We start from the raw sequence: 26006 nt of genomic DNA, 5'->3' as shown, positions 1-26006 counted from the left end.
CAAGAGTCACCCAAAAGTGAATACAATCAGATCTAGAGCGATAGGGTTTGCATGATGAATCCAGCTACCCAGCCCACAGAACTAACGGGCTTACCCATCTTGTCTAGCCAAAATCAGGGTTGGGAAAATATCCTGGTCGAACAATTTCAACACCCTCCAGGCGAAGGCAACTGTCATTGTAGCGATGAACACACGATTTGTTTATCGCTGGCACCTCGTCCCGTTCGTTTGTTGCAGGTGAAAGGCGGTAAAACTTACACCGGGCTATACGGCAAAGGCCATATTTCTATCACACCTGCCAGGATGCCGCTTTTTGCCCGTTGGGATGCAGAAGACCAGTACTTGCAAATTCGCATTGCTTCTCGTTTTATTCAGAACGTCGCCAGAGAAACCATTGATGTCAATCTCGATCAGCTCGAATTGCTGCCCGAGTTTCGCATTCGCGATCCGCACCTGGAATCGATTGGACTGCTGCTTCTGGCTGAGCTAAAACACGAAAGCTTGGGCGGCAAGCTCTACATTGAATCCCTTGCAAACGTGTTGGCTGTGCATTTGCTCAGACAATATGCAGCGGCTTCATCTCGCCCTTCCATATACGAAGGTGGCCTGCCTCAGCGTCAAGTTCTGCAAGTCCTGGAATACATCAATGAGTACTTGCATCAAGACATCAAGCTTGCCGACTTAGCCGCCTTGATTGGGATTAGTCAATTTCATTTCAGCCATCTGTTTAAGCAGTCGATCGGCACGACTCCTTATCAATATTTGCTTCAACAACGCATAGAACGGGCAAAGCAGTTGTTGAAACAAACCGATCAATCAATTATGGACATTGCCTTAATGTGTGGGTTCAATAGCCACAGCCATTTAAGCAAACAGTTTCGGCAGTTAACTGGCATGACACCAAAAACGTACAGAGACCGCTAATTGATTGCGATGTGATAGTCCATATAGAGAGATGGCAGTGCTTGTTCTTCAGGCGTTTTACAGCAGTTCTCAATCGAGTCAGCCACAGTCTCGCCAAGCTGGGACGGGGTTTGGTGTGTGGTGAATGCAAATGAAAATGGCTGTAAGTGGCGTTGCAGAATAAACAGATGAATTGAAGGTCACGGCTTGGGCTTAGCACTTTTAGAGGATGTCTTAAAAGTGCTAAGCTCCAACTCGAACCGCCCCCTAATCCCCCAAAATTGGCTTCGACGTGAGCGCTCAGCCGAACGGGAACTTCCGAATCAATTCTGTTTCAAAGTCCCCCAAAATTGGGGGATTTAGGGGGCTAATTTAGAATGTTGAGCCATTCTCAGACACCCTCTTAACACAGCCCCTTAATTTTGCAGGTTATTTAATTTACAATCCTTGAGTTGTGCTATTCAGCAATACACTAATCGTGTCATAGTGCGATCGCCCACACCCCACTCATTCAAATCAGGAGACCAATGGAAACAGCAGATGTCATTGTGATCGGTAGCGGACAGGGTGGAATTCCATTAGCGGCTGACTTTGCCAAAGAAGGACGCAAGGTTGTTTTGTTTGAGCGGGATGCGCTGGGTGGAAGCTGTATCAACTACGGCTGTACCCCCTCCAAGGCGTTTTTAGCCGCCGCTCATGCCGCAGGACGGGCACATCGAGCCGCCAATCTTGGTGTTCATGCTCAGGTTGAGGTCGATTTTCCGGCTGTAATGGAGCGAGTTCGGGGCATTCGTCACCAGTTTAATCAAGGTATTAAACAACGGTTGGACGGTGCAGGGGTCACGGTGGTCTGTGCCGAAGCCTCGTTCAGCGATCGCCATACTGTTACAGGAGGTGATGTTACCGTACAAGCGCCCATTGTTGTGATCAATACAGGAACATCATCACTCATTCCCAACCTTCCTGGTTTAGCCGAAACCCCTTATCTAACGAACCGAAATTTCTTTGATTTGCAGGAGTTACCGCCTCGCCTGTTGGTCATTGGTGGGGGCTATATCGGGCTGGAGCTGGGGCAGGGGTTAGCGCGATTGGGCAGCCAAACGCATCTCATTGTCAGGGGCGATCGCCTTCTGTCTCAGGAAGAACCCGATGTTAGCGCAACCCTGGCAGAGGCATTGGGGCAAGATGGCATCTCGCTTCACTTCAACGCCACAACCGAACAGGTCACTCATGCCAGCGGCGTGTTTACGCTAGAGTTAAGCACGGGTGAATCCCTTCAGGGTGAAGCTTTGCTCGTTGTCACTGGCCGAAAACCAAACACCAGTGCGTTGAATGTAGCGGCCACCGGGGTGGAATTGGATCGGCAGGGATTCGTCACCATTGATGAGCAGTTTCAAACAACCTGTCCCGGTGTTTACGCGATCGGGGACGTTGCCAAACAGCCTGCATTTACCCATGTGTCCTGGGAAGACTACCGCCGCTTAAAGGCCATTTTGTGTGGCGAACAGCGAACCCGCGACGATCGCGTCTTGGGCTATGCCGTTTACACCGAACCGCAAGTTGGGCGTGTTGGCATGACGTTCGACCAGGCCAAACAGCACGGTATCAATGCTCGCTGTGTGACGCTACCCATGTCCAGCATTGCGCGTGCAATTGAATGGGGACACGATCTCGGCTTCTACCGGATGGTCATTGACCAGGACAGCGATCGCATTCTTGGTGCAACGCTGGTCGGCTATGAAACTGCCGAACTGGTTCACGTCTTTCTGTCTCTGATGGAGACGAAAGCGACCTGGCAGGTGTTAGAACAATCGGTACACATTCACCCAACCTATGGTGAAGCATTACCCAGTTTGGCCAGGCTGCTGCTGGGCGACGATATGCCCTCCTGCCCTAACCGCTAGGGAGTCGTCAATTTCCCGCATTGAGCAGGTTACAGGCCGTTTGCAGCGTGTCAGCCTCTTCAACGGGTTTATCTTTCCGCCAGCGCAAAATGCGCGGAAAGCGTACCGAAATGCCAGATTTGTGGCGTGTCGATTGAGCAATGCCTTCAAAGCCAATTTCAAAAACATAAACGGGTTCAACCGATCGCACCGGGCCAAATTTCTCAATGGTATGTTTGCGAATCCAGCGGTCGAGTTCGTCAATTTCTTGATTATCTAACCCAGAGTAGGCTTTAGCAAAGGGTACTAATTCACCCTGGTTCCAGAGGGCAAAGGTATAGTCTGTAAACAGATTCGCCCGCTTGCCGCTTCCCGCCTGAGCATAGAGCAACACCGCATCCAATGATAATGGATCGACTTTATATTTCCACCAATACCCGCGTTTGCGACCCACCAAATATGGACTGTCGATCGCCTTCAGCATTAATCCTTCCGCACCGCGATCGCGCGAGTGTTGCCTCAGGGCTTTCACCTGCTCAAAGGATTCAACCGTCAAGGTGGGTGAGCCATGCACCAACGGAGAGTCGATCGTTGCTAAAACATCAACCAGGGATTGACGGCGCTTCAACAACGGCTGCTCACGAATGTCTGCTCCATCCTGCTCCAGCAGATCGTAGGCAATAAAATGAACGGGGTTCTCGTCTATAACTTTTTGCGTCACCTTTTTTCGACCCAGGCGCTTTTGCAAATGGTTGAAAGGTAAGGGGCGATCGCCCATCCAACCCAGAATTTCCCCATCCAGCACCACACCATCTGGCAGTTGCAGGAAGACGGCTTCAAATTCAGGAAATTGGTGAGTAATTAAATCTTCGCCCCGCGACCAGATAAAAAGTTCATCGGCTCGTCGAATGATTTGGGCACGAATGCCATCCCATTTCCACTCGGCCTGCCAGCGCCAAACATCTTCAGTTTGAAACTTTTCCTCATCCAATGGAGAGGCCAGGAAAAACGGGTAAGGTCTACTGGGCGATCGCTGTTCCTCTGCCGCCCGGGCAGTAAGCTGTTGATAAAACTCAACCGTGGGTTCAAAATCGCCCATCAGCCGATGCGCCAACACCGACTCCGAAATGCCAAAGGCGGCAGATAGTCCCTTAATCACCAGCTTTTCAGAGGCTCCCATCCGAAAAGCGCCCGTCAAAACTTTGTTTAGCACGAATACTTCAATATCATCCAACGATGACCACCACGACACCACCAACTGCCTGAGTGCCTCATCCGATTTCACACCTTTGACTTGAGGAATGATGACCTCCATCCATTCGTGCAGGGCAATATCCGGTTTAGTATTATCCGAAGCCGATGTCTGGTGACGTTTCAGCGGCGTTTCGTGTAGCAGCAGGGCGATCGTCTCAGCAGAATCGCCAACATGAGCATGACACTCCTGAAACAACCATTCTGGAATATCAGAGACTTGCAGAAAAATGTCTCGCAGCGTTTTAGATGTAATCAGTCGTCTACGAATCTTCCCCAGCAGCAAATACAGCCCCCACACAGCATTGTGCGGCAGTTCATCTTGAAAATAATGCTGCAACACTCTTACCTTTTCATTAATTGAGGTAGTGGCATCAATTTGCTGATAGAGCCGTGTAAAGCGTTTCATCAGATATCTCCCTCGCCCTCGAATAAGGTATTCAACGGCAGGGCATTGATGTGATGGACTTCGCTGAGATAGCGCGAGAGCACCTCTGTTTGCCCATGCGTTACATACACTGTTTTGGCCTGTGTCTGCAACACCGTATCGACTAACCCCTGCCAATCGGCATGGTCGGACAAAACAAATCCACGTTCATATCCACGACGGCGGCGGGCACCCCGAACCGCCATCCAACCCGACGCAAATCCGGTTTGAGGCTGTGGAAATCGTCTCATCCAGGTTGAACGGTAGGCCGAGGGTGGTGCCAGAATTAACGCCCCGTTGAACGAATGGCTACGGGGCAGCTCGGAGGCCGGAATGGTCTCTACCATTGCTATACCTGCCTGCCTGTAAATCTCTGTTAAAACATGAACGGCTCCATGCACATAAACAGGCTGCTCGGTCAACTGAGTCAACTCACCCAGTATTCGCTGTGCCTTACCGAAGGCATAACAAAACAATAACGAGGGGCGATCGCGATCGCCCTGCCACCAATCGTAAATCTGCTGACACGTTTGTTTTCCTGTCTGCCATTTGTAGATGGGTAATCCAAAAGTTGCTTCTGTAATGAATGTATCGCAGGGAACTACCTCAAACGCATCACAGGTTGGATCATCATTGCGCTTATAGTCGCCCGAAACCACCCAAACCTCATCCCGGTATTCCACCCGAATTTGCGCTGAACCAAGCACATGTCCAGCGGGATGAAACGATACCCAGGTATTACCTAGCTTGATTTTCTGCCCATACTCCACTCCTTGCAGGTTAATGTCATTGCCTAAGCGCCGTCTCAAAATGCCTTCCGAACGATGAGTAGCTAGGTAGTGGTGTGAACCCGAACGGGCATGGTCAGAATGGGCATGGGTAATGAGGGCACAGTCTACAGGCCGCCAGGGGTCAATGTGAAACCCACCTTGTTCACAATACAGCCCTTCTTGATGAACAGTAATTAGCGCCATGTCCCTCTTCAACGATCAGCGAACGACCAGCAATGGTGACAAACCGCTCCGGCTTCCCCTGTCTATAGGCAATGTCAATAGGCAATGTCAATAGGCAATGTCAATAGGCAATGTCAGGCAAGGTTAGGCGATGTCGGATAGCAACTCAAATTACAGCCACGTCGTTTACTGATTAGAGCAGTTTGGCAAGCAATTGACATCATCCATCCAGAGGGTAATGTGCTGTCTTCTAGAAACATGTGCAGTAACAGGCGTTGCTAAATCGGGGTATGAGCTTACCTGTTTAGCTTAAGATCGAGCCTGGTTTCTCAATACCCCAATATGAGACGCGATGCCATCTTCTATCAAATTTTCAAACGGTTTCCAACGCTGTTTTTCATTCTAATTGACATCCCACTGGAACAAGCTCAGGGCTATCGCTTTGAGTCTGTAGAGGTAAAAGAGCCGAATTTTCGCATTGATGGTGTGTTCTTGCCACCAGACAACGCCACATCCAAAACCGTATTTTTTGTAGAGGTGCAGTTTCAAAAAGACCAATCCCTCTACCATCGCTTCTTTTCTGAATTATTTCTTTACCTGTATCGCAGTCAAGCTCGTTACAACGATTGGCAGGGGGCGTTGATTTTTCCCAATCGTGGTTTAGAGCCAGACGATGCAACCACGCACCGGGCATTACTGAGCAGCGATCAGGTGCAGTGCCTCTATCTGAACGAGTTAGATCGCGCAAACGAACCGTCTATGGAACGCAGCCTGTTTCGCTTAATGGTTGAACCACAGGAACAGCTTGTGCAACAGGCCAAATCTTTGATTGCCAGAGCCAGGCAGGGAGATAGCGCAAATCTGTCTGCGGCTGAGATAATAGACATAGTGGCAACGATCGCTGTCTACAAGTTTGTTAACCTTGATCGCGCTGAGGTTGAAGCAATGCTGGGATTAACACTGGAGCAAACTAGAGTTTATCAAGAAGCAAAGGAAGAAGGCCGAGAAGAAGGCCGAGAAGAAGGCCGACTGGAAGCGAAGTTTGAAATGATCCCAATGCTCTTAGAAATGGGACTTACGGTTCAACAGGTTGCCGAAAAGTTGAACCTGGAAGTGGCAGTCGTTCAACAGGCGACCTTCTCTGACCCTTAATGTCGAGCACCAGGTAGTCTGCTTCAAGCCGCAAAAATCGCTGAGAGTTGGGTTTAGGAAATGGACGTTCGTGCCCATTGATAGATGCCGCGCTCTTGAAAACTCACTATTGTATCTAGGTAAATTGCACTGTATAGCCCCTATAATCTAATGGTTTTGGATCAAGAGACCAACGCCACACGCGTTAATGCCAGATCGACTGACGCATTTGATGTCTTCAACTGTCAACATTATGTAGGGCCGAATCCCTACCTTGACACAGCCGCGTTTGTGTTCGATTTGACGCTGGTTCAGCCCCAAAAACTGCTGCCGTTAGATCAGTACATCGCCGCGGTGGGCGATCGCTACCCTCATTTACTAGAAGAGCGTTACGACTCCTATACTCACTTGTTTGCTCGAACTGTGTCCGAGGTTAACAAGCTGGAGATGGACTTGTACTTCGAGCGTTGGAGCGTCAGTCCTCACGGCAGCCACACCCGGATCGGGATTGAGTGTCTCCATGCCCGTACCTGCCGAGCGGTTGTCTACAGCGTTTGGGACTGGTTTGAGGCCATCAATCAGCACGAAGAATTTGAGATAAAAGACCAGATCGAAGTCATCCAGGGGCTGTTTCGGCAATCAGTGTATGGTGGCCCCACCGTCTACGCTCTGTTGCGTGCTGCCCACAACAAAGAGATCCCGACCTTCTATCTATGGGATGAAGGGCTGATGCAGTATGGGTATGGCCGCAGGCAGGTGCGTGGTGTGGCTACCACCTTTGACGGTGATAGCCATCTCGATTCTGACTTTACAACCCGCAAAGACGATTGCAAAGCCTTCTTAGGAACCTTAGGTTTTCCGGTACCCAAGGGAGAAGTGGTGCGATCGCGTAAGGCGGCACTGGCTGTCGCCGCTCGGATTGGTTATCCTGTAGCGGTTAAGCCAGTTTCGGGTCACAAGGGTATCGGTGTGACGGCAGACGTGCAAGATGCCGTTGAGCTAGAAGAAGCGTACCATCGAGCGTTACAGGCAATTCCAGAAGATGAAAGTGTGCGAATTATTGTAGAAACCAGCATTTCTGGGAAAGATTTTCGTATGCTTTGCGTCAACGGTCGGTTTGTAGCAGCAACAGAGCGCCGTCCGGCGTATGTCGTAGGGGATGGACAGCTAACCATTGCAGAATTAATTGACCGCGAGAACCGTTTGCCTGCCCGCATCGATACGCCAACGTCGCCGCTTGGCAAGATTAAGACGGACGAAGCGATGCACATGTATCTGGAACAGCAGGGATTGACGTTAGATAGTGTGCTTGAGCGCGATCGCACCGTCTATCTTCGTAAGGTGGCCAACTTATCGTCTGGAGGGTTAAGCATTGACGCAACTCATGCCGTCCACCCGGACAACATCATCCTCACCCAGGATATTGCTCAACATTTCCGCCTTACCTGTTTGGGGATTGATGTAGTGGCTCACGATTTGTCTAAATCGTGGAAAGACGGCAACTTTGGCATCATCGAAATCAATGCGGCTCCGGGCATTTACATGCACCTTAAACCGGCCATGGGCGAGAGTGTGGATGTTACATCTCATGTGATGGAAACATTCTTCGAATCCAAGGAAGATGCCAGGATTCCCATCATCACGTTCAACCATGTTCGGGTGCATGAACTTCAGGAAATGATTGATTTTATTCTGTTGCAGCACCCCGATTGGGTGGTTGGAGCCGTTTGCCAGGAGGCCGTTCTGGTTAACCGCGCCGAGAAGAATCTCCATAGCGATTACAACATCAATGTCTCGAACCTGCTGCGAAATCCCAAACTTGATTTACTGATGGTTGAATATCAGGAAGACGTATTGCAGCGGGACGGCATGTTTTACCACGGCAGCAACGTTGTGATTTTAGATAATCCAACGGATACCGAAATGATGCTGAAGCGAGATGTATTTCATGACTCCACTATTGTGGTGAAGCGGGATGATCATGTTTCAATTCAGCGAGGAGGCTTGATAGAACAGTATCAACTCAACGCCGACGAGCCGTTCAGCCGCGTTTTCCTCAAGGAAATCGCCACTATCCTGTAGCCATTCCGCCAGAACCAACGCAACGGAGGCAGCGGGCCTCCGTTGGTAAAGACAACCAAACCAGCATCATTTTATGTCGTGTGGCTATCTCGTTATTGATATAGCCATACCCGCAGTAGCGAGAGCAGTTGCTCTGTATCCACTGGTTTGGTGATGTAGTCGGAGGCTCCAGCTTCTATACACTTCTCGCGATCGCCCTTCATCGCCTTGGCTGTCAACGCAATCATCGGCAACATCTGAAACTGTTCCACTTGACGAATCAGTTGCATTGTTTCGTAGCCGTCCATTTCTGGCATCATCACATCCATAATCACGATGTGAGTGTCGGGATTGCTTTGCAGCAACTCAATCGCATCTCGACCGTTTTCGGCGTAAACCACCTGCATCTGATAGCGCTCTAGCAAACTGGTTAAAGCAAATACATTTCGCACATCGTCGTCAACCACTAGCACCTTCTTACCAACCAAAATCGGGTCGCTCTGCTGAATTTGCTCTAGCATCAACCGTTGAGGTTCTGGTAAGTTGGCCTGGACGCGATGGAGAAACAGCGCTGTTTCGTCCAGCAACCGTTCGGGCGATCGCACATCTTTCACAATAATAGTGTCTGAGATTCGCCGCAGTTCCGTTTCCTCGTGAGCCGTTAGCTCTTTGGCGGTATAGATGATGACGGGCAGATAGCCTGAATTGGGCTGCTGTTTAATCTGCTCGATCAGTTCAAAGCCGTTCATGTCGGGCAAGCCCAAATCCAAGACAACACAGTCAAAGTGTCCCGATTGCAGCGCTTCCAGGGCAGCGGAACCGCTACCCACGGCAGTGGTGCTGACATCACTGTTGCCAATCAATTCAACAATGCTGAGGCGTTGGGTTTCGTCGTCTTCGACCACCAGCAGATTTTTGACTGGACGTTCAACAAACCCCTTCAGGCTAGACAACGCGGCAGACAGTGTTTCACTGCTGGCAGGCTTTTGCAGAAAGGCGATCGCTCCCAGTTGCAAACTCCGCTGTTGCCCCTCCTCAATCGACATCATGTGAACCGGAATGTGGCGAGTATTGGGATCGTGCTTGAGTTGATCCAATACCGTCCAGCCGTCCATATCGGGCAGGCGAACATCCAACATAATGGCCACTGGTTTGAACTCGCGTGCCATGATCAGCCCAATGTTGCTGCGCGTTGCCACCAGCCCTTTGAATCCCTGCTCTCTCGCCATGCTCAATAGAATTTGAGCAAAGTTGACATCATCCTCAATGATCAGTAAGACACAATCGCCTTCATTGATAGAGTCCAGGTCGTCAGCCACGTCTCGGTTAGCTAACAGTGCAGACGATGACAGCTCCGGTAGGGGAGGAGCCGCCGCCAGCCTATCGCTCCTCATTTGTGATAGCCCTGCACTTCTAACCGTTGGCTCCGAGTTGCTCGCTCCTGGGGCAGGGGTGTAGGTTTGCGGCAGATAGAGTGTAAAGGTGCTGCCTTGCCCCAGTTGGCTCTGGATCTGAATCTCGCCGCCTAACAGTTGAGCAATTTCGCGGCTGATTGACAAGCCTAGCCCCGTACCGCCGTACTTGCGGGAGGTCGTACCATCCGCTTGCTGGAAGGCTTCAAAAATAATTCGCTGTTTTTCGGGCGCAATCCCAATTCCCGTATCGGTAACGCTAAAGGCTATGACCGTATCGGCCTGGTTTAGGGTGTTGCGATCGCGGCTCCAACCCTGGGTGGCAACGCTAATGGTCAGGCTAACTCGGCCTCGCTCGGTAAACTTGAAGGCGTTGGCTAACAGATTTTTCAATACCTGTTGCAGCCGCTTCAAATCGGTGTAGATGGCGCGAGGCAACTGCTCACCAACGTTAATTTGAAAATCGAGCGCGCGATCGATTGCAGTTTGGCGGAACGTGCGATCGATCTGCTCGCGCAACTCGCTGAACAGCGTTTGCTCAACATCAACCGACATCGTGCCCGACTCAATCTTAGCCAGATCGAGAATATCGTTGATTAGCCCCAGCAGATCATTACCCGCCGAGTGAATGGTACGCGCGTATTCCACCTGCTTTTGCGTCAGGTTATTTTCGCTGTTTTCGCCCAGCAGCCGTGCCAGAATCAGCAAACTATTGAGCGGGGTTCGCAGCTCGTGCGACATATTGGCGAGAAACTCCGACTTGTACCGGGACGTGAGCGCTAGCTGCTCGGCTTTCTCCTCCAGAGAACTGCGCGCTTGCTCGATTTCGCGGTTCTTCCGCTCTACTTCTCGGTTTTGTAGCGCTAACAGTTCGGCTTTTTCCTCCAGTTCCTCGTTGGTTTGCTGCAACTCATCCTGCTGATTCTTGAGCAACTCTTCCGAGGCGCGCAACGACTGCGCTTGCTGCTCTAGACGCTGATTGGTTTCGGTCAGTTCTTTTTGCTGCATCTGGAGTTCTTCCGCCAGAGACTGAGACTGTTTCAACAGTTCCTCGGTTCTCATGCTGGCGGCGATCGTATTCAGCACGATCGCAATACTTTCAGTCAGCTGATCAAAGAAAGTAAGGTGAATGTCGTTGAATTGATGGAAGGAGGCCAGCTCAATCACCGCTGTCACATGCCCCTCAAACAGCACAGGCAACACCACGGCGCTCATGGGAGTCGCTTCACCCAACCCAGAACTAATTTTGACGTAATCCTGGGGCACTTCGGTCAGTAAGATTGGCTCTTTTTCCAGAGCGCACTGTCCCACCAGTCCTTCACCCAACTGGAAGCGATTCGCCAAATGCTTGCGCTTGCGATAGGCGTAGGTGCTCAGCAGCTTGAGATAGGGGGGATGATTTTCGCCCACCTCCATCAGGTAAAAGACACCGTGTTGCGCCCGAACCAGAGGAGCCAACTCAGACAGAATCAGCTTGGACACCGTTTCCAGGTCGCGCTGCCCCTGCAACATGCGAGTGAATTTAGCCAGGTTGGTTTTGAGCCAGTCCTGCTCGGTATTCTTTTGGGTCGTCTCTCGCAGGTTGGCAATCATCTGGTTGATGTTGTCCTTCAGCGCGGCCACTTCCCCCTGCGCCTCAACTGCGATCGATCGGGTTAAATCGCCCTTCGTTACCGCTGTTGCTACTTCTGCGATCGCCCGTACCTGCGTGGTCAAGTTTGCCGCCAGTTCGTTGACGTTGTCGGTTAAGGCTCTCCAGGTGCCAGAGGCTCCGGGCACTTTGGCCTGCCCACCCAGCTTGCCTTCAATGCCCACTTCCCGCGCCACGGTCGTTACCTGGTCGGCAAACGTCGCCAGCGTGTCGATCATCTCGTTGATGGTGTCGGCCAGCGTTTCAATCTCGCCTTTGGCATCCAGCATCAGCTTGCGTTTGAGGTCGCCATTCGCCACGGCTGTCACCACTTTGGCAATGCCTCGCACCTGTGCGGTCAGGTTCCCGGCCATCGAGTTCACATTGTCGGTCAAGTCCTTCCAGGTACCCGCTACGCCTTTCACCTGCGCCTGCCCACCCAGCTTGCCCTCGGTGCCCACCTCCCGCGCCACGCGCGTCACCTCCGAGGCAAAGGAGCTAAGCTGATCCACCATTGTGTTGATCGTGTTTTTCAGGTCTAAAATTTCGCCCTTTACGTCTACCGTAATTTTTTTGGAGAGATCACCATTGGCGATCGCCGTGGCCACTCCAGCAATGTTTCGCACCTGCGCTGTCAGGTTACCCGCCATCAGGTTCACGTTGTCGGTCAGGTCTTTCCAGGTACCCGCCACCCCCCGCACGTAGGCTTGCACACCCAACTTGCCTTCGGTGCCCACTTCCCGCGCCACGCGCGTTACTTCGGAGGCAAAGGAATTGAGCTGATCCACCATCGTGTTGATTGTGTTTTTCAGCTCCAGAATTTCGCCCTTTACGTCTACCGTGATCTTCTTGGAGAGATCGCCATTCGCCACCGCTGTCGTTACTTCGGCAATGTTTCGCACCTGTGCCGTCAGGCTACCCGCCATAAAGTTGACCGAATCGGTGAGGTCTTTCCACGTCCCCGCTACGCCCGGAACCTCTGCCTGTACCCCCAGCTTGCCCTCTGACCCCACCTCCCGCGCCACGCGCGTTACCTCCGAGGCAAAGGAGTTGAGCTGATCCACCATTGTATTAACCGTGTTTTTCAGCTCCAGGATCTCGCCCTTTACGTCTACCGTAATCTTTTTAGACAGATCGCCATTGGCGACAGCTGTGGTTACCGCTGCAATATTTCGCACCTGTGCCGTCAGGCTACCCGCCATGAAGTTGACCGAATCGGTGAGGTCTTTCCACGTCCCCGCTACGCCCCGCACGTCCGCCTGCACCCCCAGCTTGCCCTCCGATCCGACTTCCCGCGCCACGCGCGTTACCTCGGAGGCAAAGGAACTGAGCTGATCCACCATGATGTTGATTGTGTTCTTCAGCTCCAGAATTTCGCCCTTCACCTGGACGGTGATTTTCTTGGAGAGATCACCGTTGGCGATCGCCGTGGCGACTTCAGCAATATTTCGCACCTGTGCCGTCAGGTTTCCGGCCATCGAGTTCACGTTGTCGGTCAGGTCTTTCCAGGTACCCGCTACGCCCTGCACTTCCGCCTGTACCCCCAGCTTGCCTTCGGTGCCCACTTCCCGCGCCACGCGCGTTACCTCGGAGGCAAAGGAACTGAGCTGATCCACCATTGTATTAATCGTGTTCTTCAGCTCCAGAATTTCGCCCTTCACGTCCACCGTAATCTTTTTAGACAGATCGCCATTGGCGACGGCTGTGGTTACGTCGGCAATGTTTCGCACCTGTGCCGTCAGGTTTCCAGCCATCGAGTTCACGCTGTCGGTCAGGTCTTTCCAGGTACCCGCCACGCCCTGCACTTCGGCCTGTACCCCCAGCTTGCCTTCGGTGCCCACTTCCCGCGCCACGCGCGTTACTTCGGAAGCAAAGGAATTGAGCTGATCCACCATGATGTTGATCGTGTTTTTCAGCTCTTGAATCTCGCCCTTCACGTCCACCGTAATCTTCTTGGAGAGATCGCCATTGGCAACGGCGGTCGTCACTTCGGCAATGTTCCGCACCTGTGCCGTCACACTGCCCGCCATGAAGTTGACCGAATCCGTCAGGTCTTTCCACGTCCCCGCTACCCCAGGAACCTGCGCCTGACCGCCTAGCTTACCTTCGGCACCCACTTCCCGCGCTACGCGCGTTACCTCGGAGGCAAAGGAGTTGAGCTGATCCACCATGATGTTGATCGTGTTCTTCAGCTCCAGAATTTCGCCCTTCACGTCCACCGTAATCTTCTTGGAGAGATCGCCATTGGCGACGGCTGTGGTTACGTCGGCAATGTTTCGCACCTGTGCCGTCAGGTTTCCGGCCATTGAGTTCACGCTGTCGGTCAGGTCTTTCCAGGTACCCGCCACGCCCTGCACTTCCGCCTGCACCCCCAGCTTGCCTTCGGTGCCCACTTCCCGCGCCACGCGCGTTACTTCGGAGGCAAAGGAATTGAGCTGATCCACCATTGTATTGATCGTGTTTTTCAGCTCCAGAATTTCGCCCCTGACACCCACCGTAATTTTTTTAGACAGATCGCCATTGGCAACGGCTGTGGTCACTTCGGCAATGTTTCGCACCTGTGCCGTCAGGTTTCCGGCCATCAGGTTTACGCTGTCGGTCAGGTCTTTCCAGGTGCCCGCCACGCCCTGCACTTCGGCCTGTACCCCCAGCTTGCCTTCGGTGCCCACTTCCCGCGCCACTTTTGTGACCTCGAAGGCAAAGGAGTTGAGCTGACCTACCATTGTGTTGACAATAGTGGCCGTTTGCAGAAATTCCCCTCGCAATGGTCTGCCGTCGATTTCGGTGGCGATCGCCTGCGACAAATCCCCATTGGCAACCGCACGAATGACGCGAGTGGTTTCCTCCATCGGCTGCACCAGGTCGGAAATTAAGGTGTTGACGGAATGAACGGATTCCGTCCACGCCCCTTTGGCGTTGTCCAGCGATGCCCGTTGATCGATTTTGCCGTCCTTGCCAACCGCATTGCTGACTCGCGCTAACTCCTGGGTCATTTGCTCATTCATCTCAATGATGTCGTTGAGCGTATCAGCAATTTTTCCAGCCATGCCCGTTTGGTCAGAGGGCATTCGTGCCGAAAAATTACCTTTCTTGACTTCAGTCAACGTTCGCAAAAGCTGCCTCAGATCGAGTTGATCTGTGTCGCCAGGAGCGGATGCAGTGGACATAGCTTAAACCTTCAGGTGACGTGACAAGGTATTGTTTTGGGAATGACAGTGTCTCTACCAGGATAAAACTTAAACGAATCCTGATTGACGCGGCAAGATGCAGCTTATTCTACAAGTGGATAAGCTATTATCTGGCAAAAAATAGAACAAACCCTCTCTATCTAAAGATAGAGGCTGGGTCAGGACGGTTCAATTGCTTAATACTCTTTTGAACAAATTTTGGACAAATTTTGGACAGAAATGCCTTGTTTGCAGCCGTCGTGCTTCCCCTGACGCATGGATGATTTAGAAGATAGCCTGAACAGCCTGGTTAATGCGGTCGTTGCCGCGATCGTCGTTACCAACCAGACCCGCAAATTGGGAGATGCGATCGCCATTTGCGACCATTTACATCGCCTGCCAGAATCACTGCTCACCGAAGTGCTAAACGGCATCATGCTGAATTTGGTGCAAACAGACCCGTTGCTGTGCCGCTGGTTCATTCTAGACGTGTTTCTGCGCGAGGCTGACCCGGAAGGTAAGGCAGATGTGGCAGAACGGATCAACTTGCTGATGGCCGACTTGCAGTCTGGTAGCGGTTTGGTCTAATCCGGTGAGGGATGCGAATGACGTTTCCAACGGCTATCAACGGCTATCAATGGTCAAATGATGTGTGTCTACCTACTGGATTTCGCTAGATTCGCATGAAGCTTCTCCGTTCCATTCCAACCATTCCTCCGACCAGCCTTCTTTTCCTGGCGATTGGCTCGACTCAACTGGGTTCAGCGATCGCTAAACGATTGTTTGAAGTGATGAATCCGGCAGGGGTGGCACTGCTTCGGGTTGGGTTTGCGGCGATCGTGCTGTTGCTGCTGTGGAAACCGCAAAAGCAAGACTGGCAAAGCCACTGGCGATCGCTGGTATTATTTGGGCTGGCATTATCCCTGATGAACCTGACCTTTTATCTGGCGGTTGAGCGGATTCCGCTAGGGATTGGAGTCACGATCGAATTTATTGGCCCGTTGGGAGTGGCGATCGCCAACTCTCGCAAACTGCTGGATGGCCTGTGGGTAGTGCTGGCCGCAATTGGCATTGGGCTACTCACACCGATTGGTGGGCTTGTGCTGGACCCGATTGGCATTGCTTTGGCCTTTCTCGCAGGGGGCTTTTGGGCGGCTTATATTCTTCTTTCGGCCAGGGTGGGTCGGGCGCTACCGGGCGGAGCCGGACTGGCCTTGGCGATGGCGGTTGGTACTGTGGTGCTGTTGCCCATTGGGATCTGGTCGGGTGGCTCGGATCTGTTGAACCCTATCGTGCTGCTGGTTGGGTTTGGGGTGGCGTTACTATCCTCAGCGATTCCCTATTCATTTGAACTGGAGGCGCTTCGCTTTTTGCCAGTGCAACTCTTTGGCGTGTTGCTCAGTTTAGAACCCGTGGCCGCCGCACTGATTGGGTTCATTGTGTTAGGAGAAACCCTCAGCCTTCGTGCCATGATCGCCATCCTGCTGGTGTCGATCGCCGCAGCGGGCGCGTCCCGGTTTGCAACACGCGCATAGTTCGATCCGTTCGGCGATTGCTCAAGCTGGAGTCATTGGTTCAACACCGCTCTTCACTCATGCGATCGCTCAGATCTGGCAAAAGGGGCTGTAGCTCGCTTACCTTTCTGGGTTTGATGGCCTGTGCTGGATTACCCGCATAAATCGTCATTGGTTCGAGCGATCGCACCGTGACTCCGCCCAATGTCAACACGGCTCCTTGGCCGACCGTGACTCCGGGACCAATAACCGCTTTTGCTGCAATCCAACTGCCTGCTTGAATATGAATCGGTGCGGTAATTAATCGAAAATCAGGCTCACTCCAATTGTGATTTCCGGTACACAGATAAACCCCCTGGGAAATACAAACGTGACTCTCGATCGTTACCTGCGCCAGGTTATCAATCCAGGCATCTTCCCCAATCCAGACAAAATCGCCAAGGGTGAGCCGCCAGGGAAATTTGACTCGTACACCTGTTTTAATTCGTACACCTTGACCGATCGCCGCACCAAATTGTTGCAGTAACCAAACTTTTAGCCCTGACATCGGTAGCCAATAGCTTTGCACCAAAGGTGAACCAATGAAATACCACAGGAGTTGTTTCCAATAGGGTGCGCCCGGTGTATAGCTTCCAGTGGTGTAGCGATCGAGATACATAGGAAACTCTATTACTCTTTTGCATGATAAAAAAGCGATCGCACGAATAGAAGTGGGTGTGCGATCGTGTTGATTCAATTGTTATGAACGGTGGTTAGGAACGTCCCTTAAGAGCTTCTAGGCATCTTGTGCTACCGCTTCCACATCTTCCTCATCTTGCTTCTTACGCAGAACCGCAACACCCATACCGATCAGACCAGGAAGCAAAGCCGGAGTAGGGATAGGCTCTGGAGAAAAACCTGCTTTAAATTGGTAGGCTAATTGAGAGCGTGCAGCTCCATTATTAGCGGAAATTAAAGCTTTCCCAGTTAAAGTAAACGGCGTAGAAAAGCCAGTGATATTCAAGTATGAGACATCATTTCCACCAGCTCCATCAGAAGTTAAGAGTCCACTGAAGACTTCACCATTGAACACTAGATCGGATAGGGTTACGTTACCTTTACCGCTTTGAGCAAAAGTACGAACCAAGATGCGATTAACCTTTGCTCCCACCGTTGTAGTCAATGTTTGATTATCAAGTTTGTAGGTGATGTTATTGCCATCAAACATTAAAGAAAAATTGTAAGGGCTTGCCCAATTTGCAAGTTGACCAGCAACTAGCGGTTGACCCAATAAATTGTTGATTCCCAACTCTCGTTCGCTGTGTATTCCGCTAGATCCGGTTCCAATTCGTCCCTCAACCACAAAACTTTCAACAAAGTCACCAGAATTGAGAAGGTCTCGAAAGTCGTTATCAGTTAGAAGCGGCAAAGACTCAAATGTGACGGCTTCGGCAGGGCACGCCTGCATCAAAGAGCTGATTGCTAATGTGCCTGCAATCAAGGTGCCAGCCAGAAAGTTTTTCATTGATTCCTCAAGAAAGGGGGAATAAACATAACAACAATCAATCTCTTTTCCAGTAAGCTTTACACGACTTGGAAGGTGAGACTAAAGAACGACTATGCCAACTTCTATAAAATTCCCCTTTTCAAAGCAGGGCTAATTAAAGGTCATCAAAGAAAATCTGTAACATTCATTTCTCGTTTAGGTACCATTTGAGGCTGAACGAAGACTCAAGGCTTCTATGATTTCTCCAACGACAATAAAGTAGCCCTGCCTTTTCAAGGGGGATTTTGTGATGCTTAACCACTCCTTCACTAAGAGGAGATATTGAGATGTTTGAGGGTCAATAAATCAATATCATTCGAAGCCTATCAAGATTACAAATGTCTTCCTAAGCTTCTTGTGCTACCGATTCCAAATTTTGCTCACCCTTCTTCTTCCGTAGAGCCGCAACGCCCATACCAATCAAGCCAGGAAGCAGGGCGGGAGTTGGAATAGGAGTAGAGGTATAGTTGCCCCTTGCAAATCCACTGTCACGACATGTACTCTTTGAAGGACAAGTTGTTGCGTTAACCGTCAGTGATTGCAAATGCGCTCCTAAGTGAAAAGAACCAAGGAGGTTGTTGTTACTTGTAGCGAAAGGAGCGGTCAGAAAATCGGCTTCTGTGATTGCTCCTAAGCCCTTAGTCATTATAAAGGAGAGGTTGGTGTTGTTTGTCACGTTAGCAGCATTAGGTGGTCCCGATGGATCTAGAGCCTTGAAGATAAAGTCAGCACTACCTGAGCCATTAGCATTATTAGCTGGTGTTTGAATTGCCCAACCTGTAGGGTTGAATCCAGAGAACGTGTAATTGCTGGCTGCTGCATTTGCAAGATTGAAGAAAAATTGTCCAAGTTTGATGTTCGAATGCAGTGGAGAATTAATGTCCACAGTCCAAAGCGCCTGGTTAGTTGACAGCCCAGCATCTGTACCCGTTTTAACTGTTACGTCAACAATTAATCCATCTGGGTTGTTTGCGCGTGGATCTCCCAACAACTGGCTAGTTAAAGTGAGTGCTTCTGCAGGATTTACCTGCACTAAAGAACCAATTGCTACAGCGCCTACGGCGAGAGCACCAGTTAAGAGTTGTTGTTTCATGATTGTCCTGAATGTGAATGTGCTGTGACCATATCAACAAAGTTCTATCCACCCTCGGAGATTAAGTGTGAGGTTGAATGACCAGCAAAAGGGCGGGTTGAGAGTGGTAGAAACGCTATCCATTCCGACAGTGATATCGAAAATTGAGGTAGGCACCTTACACGGTTAAGTACAAGCAATTTGCGGCCTTGATCTTGAGCGAGGTTTACCTTGTGAGTGTTCGTGGTGATACAGTCCTGTAAAACTGAGCTGCTCTGACTCTGATGTAGCATTGAGCCAAACAACATCAGCGGGAACAGCATTAAAACGAATAGATACTCAATACCGAGGCACCATTTGAGTATACGTTTTCTATACTGAGTTTCTACTGTTACGTACGTAGATTCACCTTGTCTTTATGTTACTACAATTACTGTGTTGTTATTGTTACCAGTTTGCTTCATAATCTTTAGCGTCAATACTGAAAGCAGTCGTAGTATTTTCTGAAATTGGAGTTATACGCTTCAGATTCGTTTGAAGACGTATACTAAACGCTAACGCTCATCACGTCACCACCGTTCTGCTACATCCAGCGTAAGAGCGTCTCTTGCAGCGATCGCCCTACTCTTACGCCAGTTCGTCCTGTTGCAATCCACAGCAAAGATCGCCCGCCATCCCGCACGATCCGCAGCCACGATTCCTCAGATCGAGTAGAGGGAACAGAAACCGGGGTAAAAGCAATGCCCTCATAGCCCAAAACAATCGTAGCGATGACCATTGCCCGTGGCATGTGGTAATCAGACGTAACCACGTAAATATGCTGAATTCCACGACGCTTAAACTCTGGTACAAGCGTCGTGAAGTTCGTTACTGTATCTGTCGCTCGAAAATCGAGATGGTAACGCTCTTCACTGACCCCGATCGCCTGAAATATTGCTTGGCTTTTTTCAGGCGTTTGCCCCGTTGAAATCCACACCTTCAACGCAGCGTTGTCTTGTGCAAGCTGCGCTGCTAACTGTTCCCGTCTAGGATCTCCACCCAGCGTTAGAATTGCTTGTGGATAAGGTGCTTGATAACGAGCGATCGCCAACCGCACTGGAATAACACCTAGCAGGGCAACTAAAATTCCTGCAATAAACCATCCCATTAACAAGCGTCTTCGCAGAGAAGGGTAGAGCATGACTGCACATAACCATGTCAAATCCTGATTACAGTTGTAGGACAAACTGCTTTCAGTATTCTAACGGCGAATTTTAGTGCTATGTCATGCCGCTATGTCATCATTTGCCACTGTTTTTTGGAACAGGGCAGCAAGGCTATAAAGCTGATGATGGTATAACCGTTCTGCACTGACACTGGCTGCAACAAGACTGGTTTAAAGTCCCCTCACCTGAAGATGAGCCAATTTTTGAATGAGGGATTCGCCCAGCGTTGCACCGGTTTGGCCTGTAATTAACCAAAGGAACGATCGACAAATGTCTCGTACAATCCGGAGCGTTGATTCCTTTTCTTCATTACTGGGAACAGAGACAGGGGTGAAGGTGATTCCTTGGCTGCCTAAAACAATTGTGGCGATCGCCTTTGCTCGCGACATATGGAAATCAGATGTAACCAGATACAGGTGACGAAGGTTGCGCTGCTTAAACTCTGGTACAAGGGTTGTAAAATTTGTGACGGTATCGCTTGCTGCATAATCGAGGGTGAGCCGTTCGACAGCGACGCCTGCTGCACGAAAAATAGCTTTTGCCCGTTCCGGGGTTTCGCTACTGCCGGAAACCCAAATATCCAATGTTGGATAGTATTTGGCAATTGTTGCGGCAGCCGCTTCTCGACTGGGATCGCCTCCCAATATGAAAATGCCCTCCGGATGGGGCGATTGATGGGATGCGATCGCTAACCGTACTGGAATAATGCTGATCCAACCAATCAAAACCCCTAAAATAGCAAACCGCAGCAATTCGGTTCCCCTAAATCGACGGCGCAAGCGTTTCATTGGTGGTAATGAATTGATAATTATTCAACTAGATGAAGCTTTAATGTGACAGAGGTTGGCGATCAATAATAGCTTGATACACCGTAGTGAGTTCCTGTGCGATCGCCCTCCAGGAGTAGCGTTCTCTAGCTAACCGCTGGCCATTCATTCCATACTCGTGCCGGAGTTCTGGAGACTTTAGGAGTTGTGCGATCGCCTCAGCAACGGACTCTTTTGCCCCCTCAACAACGAATCCGGCTTGCGCTGAAGCAATATCAGGCGCGATTTGAATCCCTGGAGTAATGACTACAGGACAACCGGCCACTAGCGCTTCAGCAACAGCAATGCCAAAGTTCTCTGAAAAGGATGGTAATACAAATAAATCCGATCCCTGCAACAGCAAATCTTTGTCTTTTCCAACAACTAGGCCAGGAAATGAAACGCAATCGTCTAGCCCTAACGATGTGGTTAAATTCTTCAATTGTGCTAGATAGTCAACTTCTCCCGAACCTGCAAAAATGGCATGAAAACAAAATCGCTGTGCCTTGAGATAAGAAAGGGACTCTAATAATAAATCGGGGCGTTTCTTATAATGTAAACGGGAGAGAAATAGAACAACCGGAGTATCAGACGGAATACGATACTTCTGTCGCAGCTCTGCTCTAGCATTTGGATAGACCTCTGGTAAATTAACACCCAATGGTAGGGTAATGGTTGGAGTGTTAATCCCAAAGCTGCGAACATCGTCTGCTTCAGCTGGAGTTGTGCAATGAATTGCTGCTGCATTGTGTAAATTACGGCGTTCGATCAAGGCTGTGTAGAGTTGTTTTTTGACTCGACTTTGCGCCAATGCCCAGGGTGACAATTGACCCATTGTTCGAATGGTGTAGGGTATCTTCTTGCGGTGGGCGATCGCGGCAGCACAGGTAGATGCATAGGAGAATAAGTAGTGATTATCCAGCACATCATAGCGATGAAGATGCTGCCAGCACCATATTGTCAATGCTTTAGAGAAAATAAATTCTTTTACAGCAGGCGGGTTGTAAGGCAAGAACCAAACTGGAACCGATCCACTTTCAAAACAGTAGTCTACTCGCTGATTTAAAGGCACATCTAACGGCTGTGGATGGTCATAATTTGTAGCGATGATTTCTGTATCAATGCTGAGATCACGCAGAGCTTTGACCAAATTCATCGCCACCTGAGATGGACCGCCTAAACTCACCCCCAGAGATGGAATCACATGCAGAATTTTCATGTTGAGTATCAGCGGATTGGACCATATTTTTGAAACGCTACCAATGCAAGCACTGGTAAGATTGCAGTCGTCAACATAAACATACTCCGCATGGTAATTCCTGCAGCAAAGAAGCCTAGTGCATACACCACCAATGCGTAGTCTGATTGATGTCGCATGGCCATCCGATTCCACCAAGCTGCCAGTGCTCCAAGGAAGAGCGACATGCCAATGACGCCCAACCAGCCTGCCATCATGTAGCTTTCACCCAGATAGGTCACGGCGACTGTCCATCCTTCCGCCCCCACAATTTCTTCAATGCTGACACTTAATCCCTCTGGCTTACCTGGAAGAAAGACACGCGGAATTGGTCTGACTAATGACCAGGTAATAATTTCCATTCCTAGAAAAGGATGCCTTGCTGGCATGGCATCCACTAGGGGACCAATGGAGGATAAGTTGTAATCAACGGCCAAAGTGTCACGGGTAGACTCGCTCTCATAAACACGATTTTCAATATAGTTACGCAGCCCCATAGTTCTAAATTCCAGCATGTGATAGGAGCCATAGACAGAAATCCAGGCAGCAATCAGAATCGGAATTACTGTATTTCTAAAGGTGGTTTTTGGTAACGTCAGCAAATATCCCATGAGGAAGGTAGCGATATAAGCGACAAAGATGTTGCGTGTTCCACCTGAAAAGCCGTGAAATAATGTCAAGGCAAAGATAGCCGCCATGATTAGCATTTGCCAAGCTGGATAAAACCGACGCCTGTTCCAAATCACTCCGGCTAAAGGAGGAATAACGTAACGAAGTAACCCTAACTCCGTCAGCAAACTGTTCCAGCCCCCCAATCTTCCACGTTGCCAAGGTTCTGTGAATCGTGGCCCTAGCATTCCCTCAATGAATGCAACTGGATCAAAATCGACGGACATCAACATGTAGAGAAAACCAAGCAGCGCTGAGACTACATAGACATTAAACAACGCTTTATTTGAAATCTCTTGAAGCTGCAGCCAGCGCGACTGCATTGGTTTCGGAGCAACTAGGTGACGACCGATCGCCAATCCAGCAGTTCCCAGCAGCGTCATATTCAAGGAATTGGCAGTTTGCGCTACTGTGGTCATGGCATCAAACTCTTCCTGGGGAAACAGAAATTCGGCCAGGGTAAGTCCATAGATCCCAATCAAACAGAGTAGGTCAGTGCGAAAAAGATTCCAGAGTCCCTTGCGGCTATCGAAGAAGACGCTAACCAGAAAACTGACCCCGACCGGAATGGCTGCTGCCCTCGCCATAGTTGCGGGTGTGGTTTCCGATTGATAAAGGCTATAGGCTAAAAATAACCCAGCTAACAAGCATGCCGTTCCTGCCATTGCGGGGGCAGGTGGATAATACGTTTTGGGATCAGAATAAGCTTTCAATTCAGTTGGATAGCCTGACCATGACATATTGGCACCCTTTAAACAGCGACAATTGATTGTGGTTGATCTACAGCTTGTTTACATAGCTGAATTAATTCTTGTGTCTTGGCATCCCAAGTTAATTTCTCCGAAATCAAACGTTGAGCGTTGTGTCCCATTTCGTGACATTTTGCATTGTTGCTCAATATCCGATCGAGAGCAGCGGCTGTCGCGTTTACATCTTTGGGCGGTACAGTATAGCCATGCACACCATCCTGAACGACATCGGTGATGCCACCGTCATTGCAGCAAATAATTGCTTTTCCAGATGCCATTGCCTCCAAATAAACGGTAGCAAAGGGTTCATCCCAACCAACTAGGGCAAAGCAGTCGGCCCAAATCATTTCCTGCAATACCTCGTGATGAGGCTTTTTTCCAACCATGTGTACTTGATGAGCCAGATTCAGATCTGTAATAGTATTCTTAATTCTTTCTTCTTCTGGCCCAGAACCAATAATCCGGAGAATGGCATCAGGATGTTGGGACGCAATTAAGCCAAATGCTTCAACGAGTAACGGAATGCCCTTGCGCTCGGCAAATAGAGCACACGTTAAAATGACCTTCTTACCGTTCAGCTCGACAGGTCGTTTCTGCTGAAAGAAACTGGCAGGAATCGGTTCAACGCCATTGTGTTGGGTAATTACGTTGGCTGATGGAAATAGCGATCGCAAGTCATTGGCCATGCGATTAGAAACCGCCAGCATCGTGCTAACTTGCTCTGAAACAAACTGCATTGCCGCTTTACGACGTGGGTAATGGTGGCAATCCGCAATCTCGTCAAAGTCATGGTCTAGGGTAATAATTGGGGGGCGATTCTGAGGTGGCAAGTGAGCGACGATCCAACCGTTCGGTAAACTGTGATGACAAAACAAAACATCCGGTTGAAATTCTTGAATAATCTGTTGCAGCTTTTCTTGGGCCGACCACCAAGCCATGTTTAGATAGGGGACTGGATTAGAATAGGCCCACGTTTTGAGTGGAGGGACTGGATAATATAGCCAACGGGGATATTCAACTTCAACACTGCCATCCCAGCAGTAGCGTTCAGGACAGTTGGCATATGCCTTTGCACCGGATGTTTGTGCCAGAAGTTTGGGAACCCATGAGGTAAACGAAACAACCTTAAGATCAATGTCTTGTTTGGCCAATGCCTGTGCTTGCGCCAATGCCCATGTTCCCATCAATGGGTTATCAGGTTTGGGAAAATAGGAGGCTAAAAACAGAACCCGCAAACGGCGATCGACCATGATGAGTTTCGTAAGCAGATGGATGAATATAAATCAAACGTTGCAGGAGATGGTTTCCGCCAAGTCTTGTTGATTCGTTAGATGCTGAAAAACTTGAATCCAACGGTCAGCTCCTGCAACAGGAGACCATAGAGCAGCTTTTTCTTGAGACGATTGACTGGCGGATCGAATCCTTTGAGGATCTTGAACAAAATGAACGAGTGCTTCTGTTAAGGCATCCACATCCCCTGCCGGAAAAATATGTCCATTAACTCCCGGTTGAATGATGTCATATGCTGCTCCAACGGCATCGGAACAAATAATCGGTAATCCGGCCCCCAGCGCTTGATTGACAACTACACCCCAACCGTCATAGCGACTGGGAAGGACGAAGAGATCGGCTTGCCGGAAGAATGGGTGCAAGCTATCTGGATCTTGGAAGCCCACATATTTAATGTGCGATCGCGTCTCATCAGGTAGTGGTTCCAGCATGTGGGGTAATTCGGCTTCTCGCCCTACCAACAGCAAGTGGGCATTTAGACCCAATTGAATGAGTCGATCGAACGCAGTGAGCAGCAGATCAACACCCTTACGTTCAATCATTTGACCACAAAACAGAATTGTGATTGGGTCACGAGGCCGTTGTGGGATGTCAACTGCAAATTTTGAGAGATCGCAGTAATAAGGAATGTTGTAAACGGGTTTGCCAGGAAACCGTTGCCGATAATCCTGTTCGGCACGGGTACCAATGGCGGCGATCGCGTGGCATTGCTCCAATCCTTGAGCCAGAACTTGCTGGAGCCTTCCTTTTAGCCCGTCGGCACCCGCAACCATCTTCTCTCCCCAGAAGATACAGGGAATCCGATTGGCCCAGCCGTGCAGGATCAGTTGGCTAGTCAAATTCTGATACCCATTGAGAACAATGACATCCGCTTGATTCAAGTTCGGCAAATGCCAGTTTAGATGAAAGCGTGACAATCCCCAGGAAAGATAAGTTCCAGGCAGGATATGTTCATAGGGCTGTAAGGGTTTCTCTGGCCAAGGAGAGTCTGGACTGGCAGGCTCTAAATAATGAACGGTGATATCTACATCTGGCGATCGTGATAACTCATAGAACAAATCCCGCTGGTAAGGAGAGGGGACGATGGAGTAGAAAACCGCTTGAATTTTCCTGGAGGTCAT

18 protein-coding genes are annotated in these 26006 nt (G+C 50.0%); 6 read left to right on the top strand and 12 right to left on the bottom strand.

Features of this window, described 5'->3' with window-relative positions:
- Positions 1 to 51 precede the first annotated feature (51 nt).
- The gene (locus IQ268_RS13285; RefSeq protein WP_193879461.1) at positions 52 to 924 is read left to right on the top strand and encodes an AraC family transcriptional regulator; all 873 of its coding nucleotides are present in this window, start codon (positions 52 to 54) and stop codon (positions 922 to 924) included.
- Between the two features lie 506 nt (positions 925 to 1430).
- Positions 1431 to 2807, top strand: coding sequence for an NAD(P)/FAD-dependent oxidoreductase (locus IQ268_RS13280; protein WP_193879458.1), 1377 nt, complete (start codon positions 1431 to 1433; stop codon positions 2805 to 2807).
- Between the two features lie 7 nt (positions 2808 to 2814).
- Here IQ268_RS13280 and IQ268_RS13275 read toward each other — a convergent pair whose 3' ends face one another.
- Entirely contained in the window at positions 2815 to 4446 is a 1632-nt protein-coding gene (locus tag IQ268_RS13275) for an ATP-dependent DNA ligase (protein WP_193879455.1), read from the bottom strand.
- On the bottom strand, positions 4446 to 5438 hold the full coding sequence (locus IQ268_RS13270) for a ligase-associated DNA damage response exonuclease (protein WP_193879452.1): 993 nt from the start codon (positions 5436 to 5438) through the stop codon (positions 4446 to 4448). Before IQ268_RS13270 ends, IQ268_RS13275 begins: the two co-directional genes overlap by 1 nt.
- A gap of 321 nt (positions 5439 to 5759) precedes the next feature.
- Between IQ268_RS13270 and IQ268_RS13265 the strand changes: the two genes are divergently transcribed.
- Positions 5760 to 6569 carry an Rpn family recombination-promoting nuclease/putative transposase gene (locus IQ268_RS13265; protein ID WP_193879449.1) on the top strand — a complete coding sequence of 270 codons (810 nt, stop codon included), beginning with the start codon at positions 5760 to 5762 and terminating at the stop codon, positions 6567 to 6569.
- A gap of 150 nt (positions 6570 to 6719) precedes the next feature.
- Positions 6720 to 8630, top strand: a complete 1911-nt coding sequence (locus IQ268_RS13260; RefSeq protein ID WP_193879446.1) for an acetate--CoA ligase family protein — start codon at positions 6720 to 6722, stop codon at positions 8628 to 8630.
- Positions 8631 to 8722: 92 nt separating this feature from the next.
- Here IQ268_RS13260 and IQ268_RS13255 read toward each other — a convergent pair whose 3' ends face one another.
- Positions 8723 to 14818, bottom strand: coding sequence for a HAMP domain-containing protein (locus IQ268_RS13255; protein ID WP_193879443.1), 6096 nt, complete (start codon positions 14816 to 14818; stop codon positions 8723 to 8725).
- Positions 14819 to 15094: 276 nt separating this feature from the next.
- On the opposite strand from IQ268_RS13255, the gene IQ268_RS13250 reads away from it, so the two are divergent.
- Both IQ268_RS13250 and IQ268_RS13245 read left to right on the top strand, forming a co-directional pair.
- A complete protein-coding gene (locus IQ268_RS13250) occupies positions 15095 to 15406 on the top strand; it encodes a hypothetical protein (RefSeq protein ID WP_193879440.1) in 312 nt (103 codons plus the stop codon).
- Between the two features lie 95 nt (positions 15407 to 15501).
- Positions 15502 to 16353, top strand: a complete 852-nt coding sequence (locus IQ268_RS13245) for a DMT family transporter (protein ID WP_193879438.1) — start codon at positions 15502 to 15504, stop codon at positions 16351 to 16353.
- A gap of 40 nt (positions 16354 to 16393) precedes the next feature.
- Here IQ268_RS13245 and IQ268_RS13240 read toward each other — a convergent pair whose 3' ends face one another.
- The 9 genes from IQ268_RS13240 to IQ268_RS13200 all read right to left on the bottom strand — a co-directional run bounded on the left by IQ268_RS13240 (position 16394) and on the right by IQ268_RS13200 (position 26006).
- Positions 16394 to 16990 (bottom strand): putative colanic acid biosynthesis acetyltransferase, encoded by a 597-nt coding sequence (locus tag IQ268_RS13240; protein ID WP_193879434.1) that lies wholly within the window; start codon positions 16988 to 16990, stop codon positions 16394 to 16396.
- Between the two features lie 117 nt (positions 16991 to 17107).
- Positions 17108 to 17836: a PTPA-CTERM sorting domain-containing protein gene (locus tag IQ268_RS13235; RefSeq protein ID WP_193879431.1), complete on the bottom strand. Its 729-nt coding sequence runs from the start codon at positions 17834 to 17836 to the stop codon at positions 17108 to 17110.
- 367 nt (positions 17837 to 18203) lie between these two features.
- Entirely contained in the window at positions 18204 to 18950 is a 747-nt protein-coding gene (locus IQ268_RS13230; protein ID WP_193879429.1) for a PTPA-CTERM sorting domain-containing protein, read from the bottom strand.
- 562 nt (positions 18951 to 19512) lie between these two features.
- On the bottom strand, positions 19513 to 20109 hold the full coding sequence (locus IQ268_RS13225; protein ID WP_228035333.1) for a YdcF family protein: 597 nt from the start codon (positions 20107 to 20109) through the stop codon (positions 19513 to 19515).
- 195 nt (positions 20110 to 20304) lie between these two features.
- Positions 20305 to 20922: a YdcF family protein gene (locus tag IQ268_RS13220; protein WP_193879426.1), complete on the bottom strand. Its 618-nt coding sequence runs from the start codon at positions 20920 to 20922 to the stop codon at positions 20305 to 20307.
- Positions 20923 to 20962: 40 nt separating this feature from the next.
- On the bottom strand, positions 20963 to 22159 hold the full coding sequence (locus tag IQ268_RS13215) for a glycosyltransferase (RefSeq protein WP_193879423.1): 1197 nt from the start codon (positions 22157 to 22159) through the stop codon (positions 20963 to 20965).
- Between the two features lie 8 nt (positions 22160 to 22167).
- Positions 22168 to 23328, bottom strand: coding sequence for a hypothetical protein (locus tag IQ268_RS13210; RefSeq protein WP_228035332.1), 1161 nt, complete (start codon positions 23326 to 23328; stop codon positions 22168 to 22170).
- A gap of 269 nt (positions 23329 to 23597) precedes the next feature.
- The gene (locus IQ268_RS13205; protein WP_193879417.1) at positions 23598 to 24845 is read right to left on the bottom strand and encodes a glycosyltransferase family 4 protein; all 1248 of its coding nucleotides are present in this window, start codon (positions 24843 to 24845) and stop codon (positions 23598 to 23600) included.
- Positions 24846 to 24878: 33 nt separating this feature from the next.
- Entirely contained in the window at positions 24879 to 26006 is a 1128-nt protein-coding gene (locus IQ268_RS13200; RefSeq protein WP_193879414.1) for a glycosyltransferase family 4 protein, read from the bottom strand.

The sequence above is a fragment of the Oculatella sp. LEGE 06141 genome, assembly GCF_015207605.1.
Classification (GTDB): Bacteria; Cyanobacteriota; Cyanobacteriia; order Elainellales; family Elainellaceae; genus Oculatella.
The sequence above is the reverse complement of the archived record's forward strand: the minus strand, read 5'-3'. Positions and strand labels throughout refer to the sequence as shown.